We start from the raw sequence: 16533 nt of genomic DNA, 5'->3' as shown, positions 1-16533 counted from the left end.
GCATGTTCACCTATCTCGCCGCGCTGACCGACGACGCTCAGGTCTTCAACGTCTTCCGCTACATCACCTTCCGAACCGGCGGCGCGATGATCACCTCGTTCATCGTGGTGTTCCTGTTCGGCCCGGCCATCATCGCCAATCTGCGCATCCGGCAGGGGCGGGGGCAGCCGATCCGCGCCGACGGGCCGCAGACCCATTTCAAGAAGGCCGGCACGCCCACGATGGGCGGCCTCATGATCCTCGCCGGCTTCCTGGTCGCGACGCTTCTCTGGGCCGATCTCAGCAATCTCTATGTCTGGACGGTGCTGCTCGTCACGATGGGCTTCGGCGCCATCGGCTTCTACGACGATTACCTGAAGGTCACGAAGCAGAGCCACAAGGGCTTTTCCGGCAAGGCGCGGCTCGGCATCGAGTTCGCCATCGCGCTCGTCGCCGGCGTCCTCATCATCATGGCGCAGTCCGGCAGCTTCGCGACGTCCTTGTCGGTGCCCTTCATCAAGTCGCTCCTGATCGATCTCGGCTGGTTCTACGCCGCCTTCGCCGCCGTCGTGGTGGTGGGCGCGGCCAATGCCGTGAATCTCACGGACGGGCTCGACGGGCTCGCCATCATGCCGATCATGATCGCCTCCGCCGCCTTCGCGCTGATCGCCTATCTCGCGGGCAACACCAATTTCGCCAACTACCTGCAGATCCACTATGTCGTCGGCACCGGCGAGCTCGCCGTGGTCTGCGGCGCGGTGATCGGCGCGGGGCTTGGCTTCCTCTGGTTCAACGCGCCGCCCGCCGCGATCTTCATGGGCGACACCGGCTCTCTGGCGCTCGGCGGACTGGTGGGCACGGTGGCCGTCGCCACCAAGCACGAGCTGGTGCTGGTGGTGATCGGCGGCCTCTTCGTCATGGAAGCGCTGTCGGTCATCATTCAGGTCGCCTCCTTCAAGCTCACCGGCAAGCGCGTCTTCCTGATGGCGCCGATCCACCACCATTTCGAGAAGCTCGGCTGGACCGAGAGCCAGGTCGTGGTCCGCTTCTGGATCATCGCGCTGATGCTCGCCTTCGTGGGCCTGTCCACGCTCAAGCTGCGTTGAGGAGGGGACGATGATCCCGGCGACGAGTTTTTCGGGCAAGCGGGTCGCCCTGTTCGGCCTCGGCGGGTCCGGGCTCGCCACGGCGCGCGCGCTGAAGGCGGGCGGCGCCGACCTCACCGTGTTCGACGACAACCCGAAAAGCGTCGAGGCCGCCGCGAGCGAAGGCCTGCCGGCCGGCGATCTCCATGCGCTCGACTGGCGCGGCGTCGACGCGCTCGTTCTCTCGCCCGGCGTGCCGCTGACGCATCCCAAACCCCATTGGGCGGCGGAGCTGGCGCGCGAAGCCGGCGTGCCGATCATCGGGGACATCGAGATCTTCGTGCGCGAGCGCGCCGCGACGAGCCCGCGCGCGCCCTTCGTCGCGATCACCGGCACCAACGGCAAGTCCACCACCACGGCGCTGATCGCCCATTGCCTGGCGCATGCGGGCCGCGACACGCAGCTCGGCGGCAATATCGGCGTCGCCGTCCTGACGCTGGAGCCGCCCGCGCCCGAGCGCCATTACGTGGTGGAGTGCTCCTCCTACCAGATCGATCTCGCGCCCTCGATCGCGCCGACCGTCGGCATTCTCCTCAACCTGTCGCCCGATCATCTCGACCGGCATGGGACGATGGAGAACTATGCCGCGATCAAGGCCCGGCTTCTGAAGGACGCGGGAACCGCCGTGATCGGCGTCGACGACGAGTATGGCGCCGGCATCGCCGACTGGCACGAGAGCGAGGGCAATATCGTCCTGCGCATCTCCAAGGAAAAGGAACTCGAGGACGGCGTCTTCTACCGCGACGGCACGCTCGTCGTGGCGCGCGATGGCGCGACCGTCAAGGACTATCGCCTGACCGGCATCGGCTCGCTGCGCGGCCGGCACAACGGCCAGAACGCGGCCGCCGCCGTCGCGGCGCTCGGTGTCCTCGGCCTGTCGCACGGCGAGATCCAGGCCGGGCTCGAAAGCTTTCCGGGCCTCGTTCATCGCATGGAACAGGTGGCGCAGGCCGGCCCGGTTCTCTTCGTCAACGATTCCAAGGCCACCAACGCGGACGCGGCGGCCCCGGCGCTCGCGAGCTTCGAGCGCATCCACTGGATCGCGGGCGGCCTTCCGAAAGAGGGCGGCATCGCGCCGCTGGAGCCGCTCTTCTCGCGCATCGCCAAGGCCTATCTGATCGGCGAGGCGGCGCCCGCCTTCGCGGCGACTCTTGGTGAACGAATTCCTTACGAAATTTCGGGTACGCTGGACGTCGCGGTCGAAAACGCGGCGCGCGACGCCGCGCGGTCCGGCGAGGCGGAGGTCGTTCTCCTTTCGCCGGCCTGTGCCAGCTTCGACCAGTTCCGCAATTTCGAAGTTCGAGGCGAGCGCTTCCGGCAATTGGTGGAAGCCTTGCCGGGCGTCGATGTCTTCCGCAAAGGGTAGGTCATGGTCAGTCGCGCCAAGAAGGGTGTCATCACGGACTGGTGGCGGTCGATCGACCGCTGGTTCCTGGCCGCCTTCCTGATCCTGATGATCGGGGGCATGGTCCTGTCCTTCGCGGCGAGCCCGCCGGTGGCCGAGCGCATCGGCCTCGAGCCCTTCCACTTCGTGAAGCGCCACGCCCTGTTCCTGTTTCCCTCGATCGGCGTTATGCTGGCGACCTCACTTCTGAGCCCACGCGGCATCCGCTGCATGTCGGTCGCCATGCTCTGCGGCGCGCTCGGCCTCATGGTGATCGCGCTGTTCTTCGGAACGGAAGTGAAGGGCGCGCGGCGCTGGGTCGAGATCGGCCCGCTCAGCGTCCAGCCTTCCGAGTTCATGAAGCCCGCCTTCGTCGTGGTCTGCGCCTGGCTCTTCGCCGAGCATTCGCGCCGCAAGGACATTCCGGGCAATCTCTTCTCGATCCTGATCCTCATGGTCGTCTGCGCGCTTCTCGTGGCGCAGCCCGATCTCGGCCAGACCATCCTGTCCACCTCGGTCTGGGGCGGCCTGTTCTTCATGGCCGGCCTGCCCTGGATGTGGATCGTCATGCTCGGCAGCATCGGCGTCGTCGGCTTCTGCTCGGCCTATTTCGTCTTCCCGCACGTCGCCTCGCGTATCGACCGCTTCATGACGGGCGAAGGCGACACGTTCCAGACCGACACGGCGCGCGAGGCCATCATGCGCGGCGGCTGGTTCGGCCAGGGGCCGGGCGAGGGGACCGTGAAGCGCATCCTGCCCGACAGCCACACCGACTTCGCCTATTCGGTGATCGCCGAGGAATTCGGCATCATCTCCTGCATGGCGCTGACCGCGATCTTCGCCTTCATCGTGATCCGCGGCCTGTCGATCGCCTTCCGCCAGCGCGACACGTTCTGCCGTCTCGCGATCTCGGGCCTCGTCATGCTGTTCGGCCTCCAGTCGATCATCAACATGGCCGTGAACCTTCATCTCATGCCCGCCAAGGGCATGACGCTGCCCTTCATCTCCTATGGCGGCTCCTCCATGATGGCGGTCGCCATCACGGCCGGCTTCGTCTTGGCGCTGACCCGCAAGCGCGCCGAGAACGTCTCGCAGACCGACCGGCTGGTGGATCGCACGCTCATCTTCCAGAATTCGCTGGGCCTGCGGTAATGGCGGTGCAAGGACCCATTCTCCTCTGCGCCGGCGGCACGGGCGGTCATCTCTTCCCGGCCGAGGCCCTGGCGCACGAGCTGCGGGCGCGCGGCCTCGCCGTTCATCTGGCGACGGACGAGCGGGCGGGGCGCTATGCCGGGAGCTTTCCGGCCGATGCGACGCATGTCGTGCCGTCCGCCACCTTCGGCTCGAAGAACCCTCTGGCGCTCCTGCGCTCGGGGCTGAAGCTCCTCAACGGCTACCGCGAGGCGCGGGCGCTGATGCGCCGGCTGCGCCCCGCCGCCGTCGTCGGATTCGGCGGCTATCCGACCGTGCCGCCCATGCTCGCCGCCGCCAAGGCCGGCCTGCCGACGATGATCCACGAGCAGAACGCGGTGATGGGGCGGGCCAACCGCTTCCTCGCCGGGCGCGTGCGCGCCATCGCCGCCGGTATTCCGCAGAGCGAGGCCGATGCCGCGATCGCCGCCAAACTGGTGGTGACGGGCAATCCGGTACGCCCCGCCGTCCTGAAGGCGGCGGAAACCCCTTACGAGGCGAGCCGGGGCGACGCGCCTTTCCATCTCGTCGTGTTCGGTGGAAGCCAGGGTGCTCAGTTCTTCTCCAAGGCCGTGCCGGCCGCGATCGAGGCTCTGCCCGCGCCGCTCCAGGCGCGCCTGCGTGTGACGCAGCAGGCCCGGCGCGAGGACGAGGCCGAGGTGCGCGCCTTCTTCGAGCGCATGGGCATTCCCGCCGAGGTCTCGCCCTTCTTCGGCGACATGGCCGAGCGCATCGGCCACGCCCATCTCGTGGTCAGCCGCTCGGGCGCGTCCACCGTCTCGGAAATCTGCGTGATCGGCCGCCCCTCGATCCTCGTGCCCTATCCTTACGCGCTCGACCACGATCAGGCGGCCAATGCCGCGCGCCTGACGGAAGGCGGCGGCGCGGTGCTGGCGCAGCAGTCCGAGCTGAGCACCGAGCGCTTGGCCGCCCATATCCGCGAGGTCGCGGAAGACCCGACCTTCGCCGAAGCCATGGCGACGGTCGCCCGTTCGGTCGGCATTCCCGACGCCGCGCGCCAGCTCGCCGACCGCGTCGTGGCGCTGACCGGGGCCGCTTCGGCCCGATGATTCAACTCGTTTCCAAGAAGGAGCGCGTCATGAAGATGCCGCCCAATATCGGCCCTGTGCATTTCATCGGGATCGGGGGCATCGGCATGAGCGGCATCGCCGAGGTGCTGGTCAATCTCGGCTACACGGTGCAGGGCTCGGATGCGTCCGAGAACGCCAACGTCCAGCGCCTGCGCGACAAGGGCGTCACCGTCCATATCGGCCATGCCGCCGAGAATCTGGGGCTCGCCGAGGTCGTGGTCGTGTCCACCGCGATCAAGCGCACCAACCCCGAACTCTCGGCCGCCCGCGCGCGGCTTCTGCCGATCGTGCGCCGCGCCGAGATGCTGGCCGAGCTGATGCGCTTCCAGCAGGCCATCGCCATCGGTGGCACGCATGGCAAGACCACGACCACCTCGATGGTCGCGACGCTGCTCGACGCCGGCGGCATGGACCCGACCGTGGTGAACGGCGGCATCATCAACGCCTATGGCACCAATGCCCGCATGGGCGCGGGCGACTGGATGGTGGTGGAAGCCGACGAAAGCGACGGCACCTTCCTGAAGCTGCCGGCCGACGTGGCGGTCGTCACCAATATCGACCCCGAGCATCTCGACCATTACGGCACCTTCGACAAGGTGCGCGCGGCGTTCCGCGCCTTTGTCGAGAACGTGCCCTTCTACGGTTTCGCGGTCATGTGCCTCGACCACCCGGAGGTGCAGACGCTGGTGGCCGAGATCGAGGACCGCCGCATCATCACCTATGGCGAGAACCTTCAGGCCGACGTGCGCTTCCAGAACATCCGCATGGAAGGCGCGCGTTCGATCTTCGACGTGACGATCCGCGACCGCGTCACCGGGCGCTCGCACGAGCTGACCGACCTCGTCCTGCCCATGCCCGGCCGGCACAATGTCTCCAATGCCACCGCCGCGCTGGCCGTGGCCCATCGCATCGGCATCACCGACGAGGCGATCCGCAAGGGGCTTGGGGCTTTCGGCGGCGTGAAGCGGCGCTTCACCCATACGGGCCAGTCCAACGGCATCGACGTCTATGACGACTACGGCCACCATCCCGTGGAAATCCGCGCCGTCCTTTCGGCCGCGCGCTCGGCGGCTTCGGGCCGTGTCATCGCCGTCGTCCAGCCGCATCGCTATTCGCGCCTCCAGAGTCTGTTCGCCGATTTCGCGGCCTGCTTCAACGACGCCGACACGGTGATCCTCGCGCCCGTCTATGCGGCGGGCGAGGAGCCGATCGAGTTCGTCAATTCCGAGATGCTGGCCGAGCGCCTGCGCCTCGGCGGCCATCGCGACGCACAGCTCATCGACGGGCCGCAGGACCTCGCTCCGCTCGTCCACCGCGTGGCGCAGCCGGGCGACATGGTCGTCTGCCTTGGGGCAGGCTCGATCACGCAATGGGCCTATGCCCTGCCGAAGGAGCTGGACGCCCTGGGCGCGCGGGCGTGAGCCCGCTGCGCGATCACCTGAGCGATCCCGCGCTCGGCCTTCGCGGCAAGCTCGCCGCGCAGGCGGACCTGTCGAAGATCACATGGTTCCGCACCGGCGGGCCGGCCGATCTCTTCTATCAGCCTGCGGACGAGGCCGATCTCGAAGCCTTCCTCAAGGCGCTGCCGACGGATGTGGCTTTGACGCTGGTCGGCATCGGCTCCAATCTTCTGGTGCGGGACGGCGGCGTCGGCGGCGTCACGCTGCGTCTTCCCGCCAAGGGCTTCGGCGAAGTCGAGGCGCTCGGTGCGGGCCGCATTCGCGCGGGCGCTGCGGCGAGCGACAAGCGTCTCGCGGCCGTGGCGCTGGAGGCCGGCATCGGCGGGTTTCACTTCTTCCACGGCATTCCCGGCTCGGTCGGCGGGGCGATCCGCATGAATGGCGGGGCCAATGGCGTCGAGACCGCCGACCGGCTGGTCGAGGCGGCGGCCTATGACCGCTCGGGCCATCGCCACGTCCTGTCCCGCGCCGACATGGGCTACAGCTATCGCCATGCCGACGCGCCGGAAGACCTGATCTTCGTCTCCGCCCTGTTCGAAGGGCCGGAAACGGAGCGCGAGGCGATCCGGGCGGCGATGGACGAGGTGCAGCATCACCGCGAGACGGTGCAGCCGGTGCGCGAGAAGACGGGGGGCTCGACCTTCAAGAACCCGCCCGGAACCTCGGCCTGGAAGGAGATCGATCGCGCCGGCTGCCGAGGCTTGCGGATCGGCGGCGCCGAGATGTCGGCGCTCCACTGCAATTTCATGATCAATGCCGAGGACGCCACCGGGCACGATCTGGAGCTTCTGGGCGAGACGGTGCGCCGGCGCGTCTTCGAGACCTCCGGCCTTCTTCTCGAATGGGAGATCCGCCGGCTCGGCCGGTTCGGCGCCGGTGGCGAGGTGGAACCGTTCCACCCGTGAGGGCTGCCGGCAAATCGTTAACGAAGGGCGCCGCGAGGGCGCCCTTTTTCGTTGCGAGAGAGGGGAGCGGATGGCCCGGGGCCCCTTCCGGCATGGCCGAAACGCCACAGCGCCAAAGGGTTAACGGCCGGTTCCGAAACGGCCTTACGATTTTGTTTCACTGGAGCGGTTTGATTAACCTTCGTTTAACCAAACCGGCCCCAAGAATGATCCCTGAAATATCGTTGATGGGATCGTGGGTCGATGACCTTGCATGTGGCGGTGCTGTTGGGAGGCTTCTCGTCGGAACGGCCTGTGAGCCTGAATTCCGGCAAGGCGTGCGCCGACGCGCTGGAGGCCGAAGGCTTCCGCGTCAGCCGCATCGATGTCGGCCATGACATCGCGCAGGTTCTGAGCGAGCTGAAGCCGGACGTGGCCTTCAACGCGCTGCACGGGCCGTTCGGCGAGGACGGCGCCATTCAGGGCCTCCTCGAATTCCTGCAGATTCCCTACACCCATTCGGGCGTCCTCGCCTCCGCGCTCGCCATGAACAAGGTGAAGGCCAAGGCCATCGCGCGCGCCGCCGGCGTGCCGGTTCTCGACACGCTCGTGGTGAACCGTCGCAAGGCGGCCGAAGCCCATGTGATCCCCGCGCCCTACGTGGTGAAGCCGATCGCGGAAGGGTCGTCCTTCGGCGTCCTCATCGTGCGCGAGGATCAGGCCCATCCGCCGCAGGAGCTTCATGGCGCGGACTGGGGCTTCGGCGAAGAGGTGATGATCGAGCGCTTCGTGGCCGGACGCGAGCTGACCTGCGCCGTCATGGGCGACGTGGCGCTGCCGGTCTGCGAGATCACGACGGAAGGCCATGCCTTCTACGACTACGAGTCCAAATATCTGCCGGGCGGCTCGAAGCACGTCATCCCGGCCGAGATTTCGCCGGCGGTGACGAAGCGCGTGCAGGAAGCCGCGCTCGCCGCGCACCGCGCCATCGGCTGCCGGGGCGTGTCGCGCTCGGACTTTCGCTACGACGACCGCTTCGGCGAGGGGGGCGAGCTGGTCTGGCTGGAGGTCAACACCCAGCCCGGCATGACCGCCACCTCGCTCGTGCCCGACATCGCGCGCGCGGCCGGCCATTCCTTCGGCGAACTCCTGAGCTGGATGGTGAGGGACGCCTCATGCAAGCGCTGAACCGCCGCCTTTCTCTGACCGATTTCGAGCGGATGCATCCGCTGGCGCTGCGCGCCCAGCGCCTGGGCCGCAAGATCATCGTCTGGATCAAGAATCTGCGGGAGATGTCGCTGCCGCGCTTCCGCACCATGACGATCGGGCTTCTCGGCTCCACCGCGCTCTACGGCATGGTGCTCGGCCATCACACGGTCGCCGTGGTCAACACGGTGTCCGAGCCGCTCGGCCTGTCGATCGAGCGCGTGGACGTGTCCGGCTATTCGGAAACCAGCGAGATCGACGTTCTGCAGGAACTCTGGGCGACGGGCGCCACGACCCTGCCGGCGCTCGATGTCGATGCCGCGCGAAAGGCGATCGAGGCCATGCCCTGGATCGAGAGCGCCAAGATCGAGAAGGAATACCCCAACCGCGTGAAGATCGCGCTGGTGGAGAAGAAGCCCTTCGCCCTCTGGCAGCGCGACAAGGATCTCTGGATCGTCGATCGCGACGGCAAGGAGATCGTGCCCTACGCCACGACGCGCTTCACCGATCTGCCCTTCGTGGTGGGCCCGGGCGCGGCGCGCGAGGCGACCGACATTCTCGACAAGATGGCGCTGGTGCCCGAGCTCGACCAGCGCATCAAGGCCTATGTGCGCGTCGGCGACCGGCGCTGGGACCTGCGCCTCGACAATGGCGTGGTGATCCGCCTGCCCGAACTCGACCCGATCGAGGCCGCCGCCGCCGTGATGCGGCTCGACCGCGACGAGGGTCTGCTTTCCCGCGACATCGAAGCCGTCGACATGCGGCTCGAGGATCGCATCGTCATCAAACTGACGCCGGCGGCGCAGGAGCGACGCCTCAAGGCGCTGAAGGAACGGGACAAGATCGTGAAGCAGGCCCGCAAGGAGAAGCCGGTATGACGCTGTTCTCCAAACCCGTGGACCAACTTCCGCGCATGAAGAAGCCCTCGGACCGCCGTCCGCGCACCATTTCGGTGCTCGACATCGGCTCGTCCAAGGTCACTTGCCTCATCGCCAAGCTGAAGCCGCGCCCCGAAAGCGAAGTTCTGCCCGGCCGAACCCATGTGGTCGAGGTCATCGGCATCGGCCACCAGCGCTCGCGCGGCGTGAAGTCGGGCGTCGTGGTGGACCTCGAAGCCGCCGAGAAGTCGATCCGCTACTGCGTGGACGCGGCCGAGCGCATGGCCGGCCTCACCATCGAATCGCTGATCGTCTCGGTCTGCGCCGGGCGCCTGAAGAGCCTTCGCGGCTCGGCGCGCGCGCAGGTCGAGGGCACCGAGGTCTCCGATCTCGATCTCAAGCGCGTCCTCAACCAGGCGGCCCGCACGCCGCTGCGCGAGGGGCGCGTCGCGCTGCACCGCGTGCCGTTCGACCTGATGCTGGACAACGAGACGGGTCTCGAAAATCCCGTCGGCATGACCGGCACGGAACTCGGCGCCGAGCTGCACATCCTGTCGGCCGAGGAAACGCCGCTGCGCAATCTGGAAGCGGCGATCAACCGGGCGCATCTCGTGGTCGAGGCCTTCGTGGCCACGCCCTATGCGAGCGGCCTCTCGACGCTGGTCGACGACGAAGCCGTGATGGGCTCGGCCTGCATCGACATGGGCGCCGGCTCCACCACGATCTCGATCTTCCAGAACGGCCATTTCGCCTATGCCGACGCCGTGGCGCTCGGCGGCCATCACATCACGATGGATCTGGCGCGCGGCCTGTCGATTCGGCCAGAACAGGCCGAACGCCTCAAGGTCATGCATGGCAACGCGCTGCCGAGCATGATGGCCGATGGCGACACGGTGTCGGTCGAGCCGCTCGGCGACGAGGGCAACGAGGCGACGATCCAGGTGTCTCGCTCGCTGATCGCGCGCATCATCCGCCCCCGCGTCGAAGAAACGCTGGAGCTGATCCGCGACCGGCTTCACGCCTCCAATCTCGGACATGTGATCGGCAAGCGCGTGGTGCTGACGGGCGGCGCGAGCCAGCTCGCGGGCCTTGGCGACGCGGCCCGTTCCATCCTCAACCGCAATGTCCGCCTCGGCCGCCCGGTCGGCGTGGCGGGCCTTGCGGCAGCCAACAAAAGCCCCGCCTTCGCGACCTCGGTGGGCCTTCTGATCTATCCCCAGGTCTCGATGCTCGAACACGTTCCCGAGCATTCGGTCCTCGACTTCGCCTTCGACCGGCGCACGCGGGTCGGGCGCTTCGGCTCGTGGCTCCGGCAGAGCTTCTGACCAGCTTCGACCGAGTTTCTGACAAGGTTCGCGTGGGAAACTAAACGACGACCATTTCAACCCCGACGCCTCCCAGCGCGTCGGGCGGGTTTAAACCTTCAGGCCGGCGCGGCGGTCCGGCCCCTCCGAAAGGCAACGAGATGAGCATCACCCTGCAGAAGCCCGACATCACCGAGCTCAAGCCCCGGATCACGGTCTTCGGCGTCGGCGGTGGCGGCTGCAACGCCGTCAACAACATGATCAATGCCGGCCTCGAAGGCGTCGAGTTCGTGATCGCCAACACGGACGCGCAGGCTCTGCGCTCCTCGCGCGCCGAACGCGTCATCCAGATGGGCGTCGCCGTCACCGAGGGTCTCGGCGCCGGCTCGCAGCCCGAGGTCGGCCGCGCGGCCGCCGAAGAGTCGCTCGACGAGATCTGCGATCACCTCCTCGGCTCGCACATGTGCTTCGTCACCGCCGGCATGGGCGGCGGCACGGGCACGGGCGCGGCTCCCGTCGTCGCCCGCGCCGCGCGCGAAAAGGGCATCCTGACGGTCGGCGTCGTCACCAAGCCCTTCCACTTCGAGGGCCAGCGCCGCCTGCGCATCGCCGAGCAGGGCATCGAAGAGCTGCAGAAGAATGTCGATACGCTCATCGTCATTCCGAACCAGAACCTCTTCCGCATCGCCAACGACAAGACGACCTTCGCCGACGCCTTCGGCATGGCCGATCAGGTCCTCTATTCGGGCGTCGCCTGCATCACCGACCTGATGGTCAAGGAAGGCCTCATCAACCTCGACTTCGCGGACGTTCGCTCCGTGATGCGCGAGATGGGCAAGGCCATGATGGGCACGGGCGAAGCGTCCGGCGAGGGCCGCGCCATGGCCGCCGCCGAGGCCGCGATCGCCAACCCGCTGCTCGACGAGACCTCGATGAAGGGCGCCAAGGGCCTCCTCATCTCCATCACCGGCGGGCGTGACCTCACGCTCTTCGAGGTGGACGAAGCGGCGACCCGCATCCGCGAGGAAGTCGACCAGGACGCCAACATCATCCTCGGCGCGACCTTCGACGAGAACCTGGAAGGCGTGATCCGCGTGTCGGTCGTCGCCACCGGCATCGACAAGGCCGCCATGGAAGTCTACGAGCGCGCCGCCGAAACGCGGGCCGCCGCCGCCCGCGCCAGCGCGCCGGCCGCCCAGCCCGCGCCGCAGCCGGCCCCCGTGGCCGCCGCTCCCGTGCTCCAGCCGGCCGCGACCGTCGCCGCGCCGCAGCCGGTCCAGCAGCCGCGCCCCGCCCCGGCCCCCGCCGCCACGACGCACGACATGGAGGACGACTTCACCGCCGCTCTCCAGGCCGAGATCGCCCAGGTTCAGCCGCGCCAGCCCGCGCCCCGTGCCCCGATCACCCAGGCCGCCCAGACCCGGATGCCGCGCGTGGAAGACTTCCCGCCCGTGGTGCAGGCCGAGATCGAGCGCCGCAGCGCCTCGATGGAGCCGGTGGCCGAGGATCGCGGCCCGATGGGTCTCCTGCGCCGCCTGACCACCGGCCTGTCGCGCCGCGAAGAGGACGAGGTCGTGCTCAGCGATCAGGTCCGCCAGCCGCGCCAGCAGGCCGAGCGTCGCCCGGCCGAGGCCAGCCCCTATGCGCCGCGCCGCGCGGCCGCCGATTCCGCGGCCCGTCCGCAGACGGCCACGCGCCCGGTCGGCGAAGAGGACCAGCTCGAAATCCCGGCCTTCCTGCGCCGCCAGTCGAACTGATCTTCACAAACCCGTCGCAAAAGCCTTAACGAGCCCGCCCCGCAAGGGGCGGGCTCTTTCGTTCGTGCGCCATGGAATCCGGGGGGTAGGAGGGACTTAACCAAGCGTCCGGTAACAACGGGTAACCAAGCGTGATTTGGCCACAATCGACCCCGGACCTAGTTTGCTCTCCAAGGATCGATCGCCGTTTGCCGCAATGCAGCATCCCGCGCGCCATCGAGTGACGAGTAGCCGAGCCCGCCCGCCCGACGCCTCCGGCGAGGGCGGCATCGGGCACCGGCAGTGAGTAGGATAGAGTAACGTGATCACGAAGCAGCACACGATTGGCGCGCGGATCGGCTTCGAGGGCGTGGGCGTCCATAGCGGTGCCATGGTCGAGCTGTCGCTGCACCCCGCCGAGCCCGATACGGGCGTCGTGTTCCATGTCTTCGAGCCCTCGGGCCTCATCCAGGAAATCCGCGCCGTTTCGGCCAATGTCTCGTCCACGGACCTGTCGACCATCGTCGGCGATCTGAAGGGCGCGCATGTCGCCACGATCGAGCATCTCATGGCCGCGCTCTACGCCATGGAAGTCGACAATGTCGTGGTCCAGATCGAGGGCCGCGAGGTTCCGATCATGGATGGCGGGGCAGGGGCCTTCGTGCGCGCCATCGAGCAGGCCGGTCTCGTCGCGCAGCGCGCGCCGCGCCGCTTCATCCGCGTCCTGAAGACCGTGCGCGTCGAGCGCAATGGCGGCTTTGCCGAGTACCGTCCCTATGACGGCACGCGCTTCGAGGTCGATATCGAGTTCGCGACCGCCGCGATCGGCCGCCAGAGCTTCGCCGCCGATCTGACGCCGACCCTGTTCCGCGACGAGCTGGCCAATGCCCGCACCTTCGGCTTCATGAAGGATGTCGAGCGCCTCTGGGCCTCGGGCCACGCGCTCGGCTCCTCGCTCGAGAACTCCGTCGTGATCGGCGATGACGACAAGGTCATCAATCCGGGCGGCCTGCGCTACACGGACGAGTTCGTGCGTCACAAGACGCTGGACGCGGTGGGCGATCAGGCCTTGGTCGGCGCGCGCATCCTCGGCTGCTACCGCTCGTTCCGGGGCGGCCACCGTTTGAACGCCATGGCGCTGGAAGCGCTGATGGCCGATCGCTCGGCCTACGAGATCGTGGATGGCGGCACGCGCGCCTCGCCGCTGCGCCAGTCGCCGCTGGTCGCCGCCGCGGCGCCGACCTTCGGCCCGCAGATTCTGTGACGGGTTTTTTCGTTTCGTGATCTTTCAGGAGGGCGGCGGGACGCGGTGATGCGCGGCCCGCCGCCCTTCTCGTTTCGGTGGGCAAGCCGCCGAGCCGGGGAAACGCCACAAAAAAGGCGTGTTAACTCGCCTTGAACCGTTGTATGCGCTCGCGCCCTCGCGGTAGTAGGAGCGAGGCGGAACGCCGTGAGACCGGCGTTTGGAAAAGCCAGGGGGACTTGAGTTCGATGGGTATCAAGATGCCGCTGTTCGGCCGCGGTCGCGCGGCCCCGATGGCGCTGGCTCTGGCTGCGTCCACCGTGCTGCTCTCGGGCTGCATGACGTCCAAGGACAATGACATCGACGCGCTGGCTCTCGCCTCGCAGACCGAACCGGCCGACGTGCTCTATAATCAGGGGCTGGCCAATCTCGAGGCGGGGCGCCTGGGCGAAGCCGCCAAGAAGTTCGACGCGGTCGACAAGCAGCATCCCTATTCGGAATACGCCCGCAAGGCGCTGGTGATGCGCGCCTTCGCCGCCTATCGCAAGGGCGACTACGACGACGCCGTGTCCTCGTCCCGGCGCTATCTGTCGACCTATCCGGGGTCGAGCGAGGCGGCCTATGCGCAGTACATCATCGGCCTGTCCTACTTCCGCCGCATCCCCGACGTGACGCGCGACCAGACCGACACGGCCCGCGCCGTCGCCGCCATGCAGGAAGTGGTCGATCGCTATCCCAATTCCGAATATGTCGAGGACGCCAAGTCCAAGATCCGCATCGGCCGCGACCAGCTCGCCGGCAAGGAGATGCAGGTCGGTCGCTATTATCTGGAGCGGCGCGAGTACATCGCGGCCATCAACCGCTTCAAGAACGTCGTCGACACCTATCCCCAGACCCGCCATGTCGAAGAAGCGCTGGCGCGCCTGACGGAAGCCTATTACGCGATGGGCCTGACCAACGAAGCCCAGGCCTCCGCCTCGGTGCTCGGTCAGAACTTCCCGGAATCGCAGTGGTACAAGGACTCCTACAGCCTTCTCCAGTCCAACGGCCTCCAGCCGCGCGCCGGCACCGGCTCGTCCTGGTTCGGCAACGCGACGCGCCTCATCACCGGCGCGGATCGCGATCCGGCGCCGGACGCACAGGCCGCCAAGACCGAGGTCGGCGCCCCGCGCGTCTGAGCGCGGTCAGCCCGAAACGAGATCGAGGCCGGCGTTTCGCCGGCCTTTTTCATGCGCGAAGCCAGGCGCCCCTTCCGCCCCTCCCTCATCGACCATATCTTCGCGCTTGCCTTGCGTCCCAACACGGACTAGCCCTTCGCGCGCATGCTTGTTCACCTTTCGATCCGCGACATCGTTCTCATCGACCGGCTCGATCTCGGGCTCGCCCAGGGGCTTTCCGTGCTGACCGGCGAGACCGGCGCCGGCAAGTCGATCCTGCTCGACGCGCTCTCGCTGGCGCTCGGCGGGCGGGGCGATGGCGACCTCGTGCGCCATGGCTCCAAACAGGGCGAGGTGTCGGCCGTCTTCGATCTGCCGGCCGCCCATCCCGCGCGCCGCCTGCTCCTCGACAACGGGTTCGACGACGACGGCGACGTGATCTTGCGCCGCGTGCAGAGCGCCGACGGGCGCACCCGCGTCTTCATCAACGACCGCCCCTCCAGCGTCGGCCTGATGCGCGAGATCGGCGCGACGCTGGTGGAAATCCACGGCCAGCATGACGACCGCGCGCTGGTCGATCCCGAGGCCCATCGCCGGCTTCTCGACGAATATGGCGGGCTCGCCACCGAGGCTGGAGCCGTCGCCGAAGCCTTCGGCGCGTGGCGCAAGGCCGAGACCGAATTGTCGCGCCACCGCGCCCGTGTGGAAGCGGCGGCGCGCGAGGCCGACTATCTGCGCGCCAGCGTCGAGGAGCTGACGACGCTCGCCCCGCTCGCCGGCGAGGAAGAGGAACTCGCCGAAAAGCGCCAGACCATGATGCGCTCGGAAAAGATCGCGACCGACGTCAACGACGCGCATGAGGAACTGGCCGGGCCGCAATCGCCCATTCCCGGCCTCGCGAGCCTTTTGCGTCGTCTCGACCGCAAGAAGGACGAGCTGCCCGGTCTTCTGGACGAGGCGCTGGCACGGGTGGAGACCGCCGTCGATGCCCTGTCCGACGCGCAGATGAGCTTGCAGGGCGCGCTGCGCACCCTGGAGTTCGACCCGCGTGCGCTGGAGCAATGCGAGGAGCGCTTGTTCGCACTGCGCGCGGCGGGGCGCAAATACAATGTGCCGGTGGACGATCTCGCCGATCTCACCGCCAAGATGGTGGCCGACCTCGCCGATCTCGATGCGGGCGAAGAGCGGCTGGTGAAGCTCGGCGCGGAAGTGGCCGAGCGGCGCGAGGTGTTCGATCGTCTCGCCGTCGACCTCTCGGCCAAGCGCCGCGAAACGGCAGGGCTCTTGGAAGCGGCCGTCATGGCGGAGCTGCCGGACATGAAGCTCGAGCGCGCCGCCTTCATTGTGGAACTGACGAGCGACCCGGAGGCCCGCGCCGCGAGCGGCATCGACACGGCCGAGTTCTGGGTGCGCACCAATCCGGGCACCCGTGCCGGGCCGATGATGAAGGTCGCCTCGGGCGGCGAGCTGTCGCGCTTTCTCCTGGCGCTGAAAGTCGCGCTCGCCGACAAGGGCTCGGCCCCGACCCTCGTGTTCGACGAAATCGACACGGGCGTCGGCGGCGCGGTGGCCGATGCGATCGGCCGCCGTCTGGCGCGCCTCGCCGGCACGGTGCAGGTTCTCTCGGTCACCCACGCCCCGCAGGTGGCGGCCCGCGCGACGACGCATCTCCTGATTTCCAAGGCGGAAGCGACGCCGGGCGACGAGCGCCTGTCGACCCGCGTCATGACGATCGACGTGCCGGCGCGACGCGAGGAGATCGCGCGGATGCTCGCGGGCGACATCGTGACCGACGAGGCGCGCGCGGCGGCGGCGCGACTGATCGGCGTCGCGGGCTGACTTATCTGTCGGGCCGCCCCAGAATCGGTGTATCGC

General features: G+C 68.0%; 13 protein-coding genes. All 13 read left to right on the top strand.

Features of this window, described 5'->3' with window-relative positions:
• Positions 1-2: 2 nt before the first annotated feature.
• The 13 genes from mraY (at position 3) to recN (ending at position 16497) form a co-directional block, all read left to right on the top strand.
• Complete coding sequence (gene mraY, locus B146_RS0113055) at positions 3-1085, top strand: phospho-N-acetylmuramoyl-pentapeptide-transferase (protein ID WP_019996893.1); 1083 nt, start codon at positions 3-5, stop codon at positions 1083-1085.
• Positions 1086-1095: 10 nt separating this feature from the next.
• Positions 1096-2490, top strand: a complete 1395-nt coding sequence (murD, locus tag B146_RS0113050) for a UDP-N-acetylmuramoyl-L-alanine--D-glutamate ligase (protein WP_019996892.1) — start codon at positions 1096-1098, stop codon at positions 2488-2490.
• Between the two features lie 3 nt (positions 2491-2493).
• Complete coding sequence (ftsW, locus tag B146_RS0113045) at positions 2494-3660, top strand: putative lipid II flippase FtsW (protein ID WP_019996891.1); 1167 nt, start codon at positions 2494-2496, stop codon at positions 3658-3660.
• A complete protein-coding gene (gene murG, locus B146_RS0113040) occupies positions 3660-4769 on the top strand; it encodes an undecaprenyldiphospho-muramoylpentapeptide beta-N-acetylglucosaminyltransferase (protein WP_019996890.1) in 1110 nt (369 codons plus the stop codon). Before ftsW ends, murG begins: the two co-directional genes overlap by 1 nt.
• A gap of 29 nt (positions 4770-4798) precedes the next feature.
• Positions 4799-6211, top strand: coding sequence for a UDP-N-acetylmuramate--L-alanine ligase (gene murC, locus B146_RS0113035; protein WP_026358581.1), 1413 nt, complete (start codon positions 4799-4801; stop codon positions 6209-6211).
• Positions 6208-7155, top strand: a complete 948-nt coding sequence (gene murB, locus B146_RS0113030; RefSeq protein ID WP_019996888.1) for a UDP-N-acetylmuramate dehydrogenase — start codon at positions 6208-6210, stop codon at positions 7153-7155. The genes murC and murB overlap by 4 nt, the downstream gene beginning before the upstream one ends.
• A gap of 243 nt (positions 7156-7398) precedes the next feature.
• Positions 7399-8322: a D-alanine--D-alanine ligase gene (locus tag B146_RS0113025; RefSeq protein WP_019996887.1), complete on the top strand. Its 924-nt coding sequence runs from the start codon at positions 7399-7401 to the stop codon at positions 8320-8322.
• Positions 8310-9218 (top strand): cell division protein FtsQ/DivIB, encoded by a 909-nt coding sequence (locus tag B146_RS0113020; RefSeq protein ID WP_019996886.1) that lies wholly within the window; start codon positions 8310-8312, stop codon positions 9216-9218. Before B146_RS0113025 ends, B146_RS0113020 begins: the two co-directional genes overlap by 13 nt.
• A complete protein-coding gene (gene ftsA / locus B146_RS0113015) occupies positions 9215-10543 on the top strand; it encodes a cell division protein FtsA (RefSeq protein WP_019996885.1) in 1329 nt (442 codons plus the stop codon). Before B146_RS0113020 ends, ftsA begins: the two co-directional genes overlap by 4 nt.
• Before the next feature lie 140 nt (positions 10544-10683).
• Positions 10684-12279: a cell division protein FtsZ gene (gene ftsZ / locus B146_RS0113010; protein WP_019996884.1), complete on the top strand. Its 1596-nt coding sequence runs from the start codon at positions 10684-10686 to the stop codon at positions 12277-12279.
• A gap of 301 nt (positions 12280-12580) precedes the next feature.
• Complete coding sequence (gene lpxC, locus B146_RS0113005) at positions 12581-13522, top strand: UDP-3-O-acyl-N-acetylglucosamine deacetylase (protein ID WP_019996883.1); 942 nt, start codon at positions 12581-12583, stop codon at positions 13520-13522.
• 227 nt (positions 13523-13749) lie between these two features.
• Positions 13750-14679: an outer membrane protein assembly factor BamD gene (locus B146_RS0113000; RefSeq protein ID WP_019996882.1), complete on the top strand. Its 930-nt coding sequence runs from the start codon at positions 13750-13752 to the stop codon at positions 14677-14679.
• Between the two features lie 144 nt (positions 14680-14823).
• Positions 14824-16497 (top strand): DNA repair protein RecN, encoded by a 1674-nt coding sequence (recN, locus tag B146_RS0112990; protein ID WP_019996881.1) that lies wholly within the window; start codon positions 14824-14826, stop codon positions 16495-16497.
• Positions 16498-16533: the final 36 nt, after the last annotated feature.

Origin of the sequence: Aureimonas ureilytica DSM 18598 = NBRC 106430, assembly GCF_000382705.1 — a bacterium.
Taxonomy (GTDB): domain Bacteria; phylum Pseudomonadota; class Alphaproteobacteria; order Rhizobiales; family Rhizobiaceae; genus Aureimonas; species Aureimonas ureilytica.
This window is presented reverse-complemented; position numbering and strand designations above follow the sequence as displayed.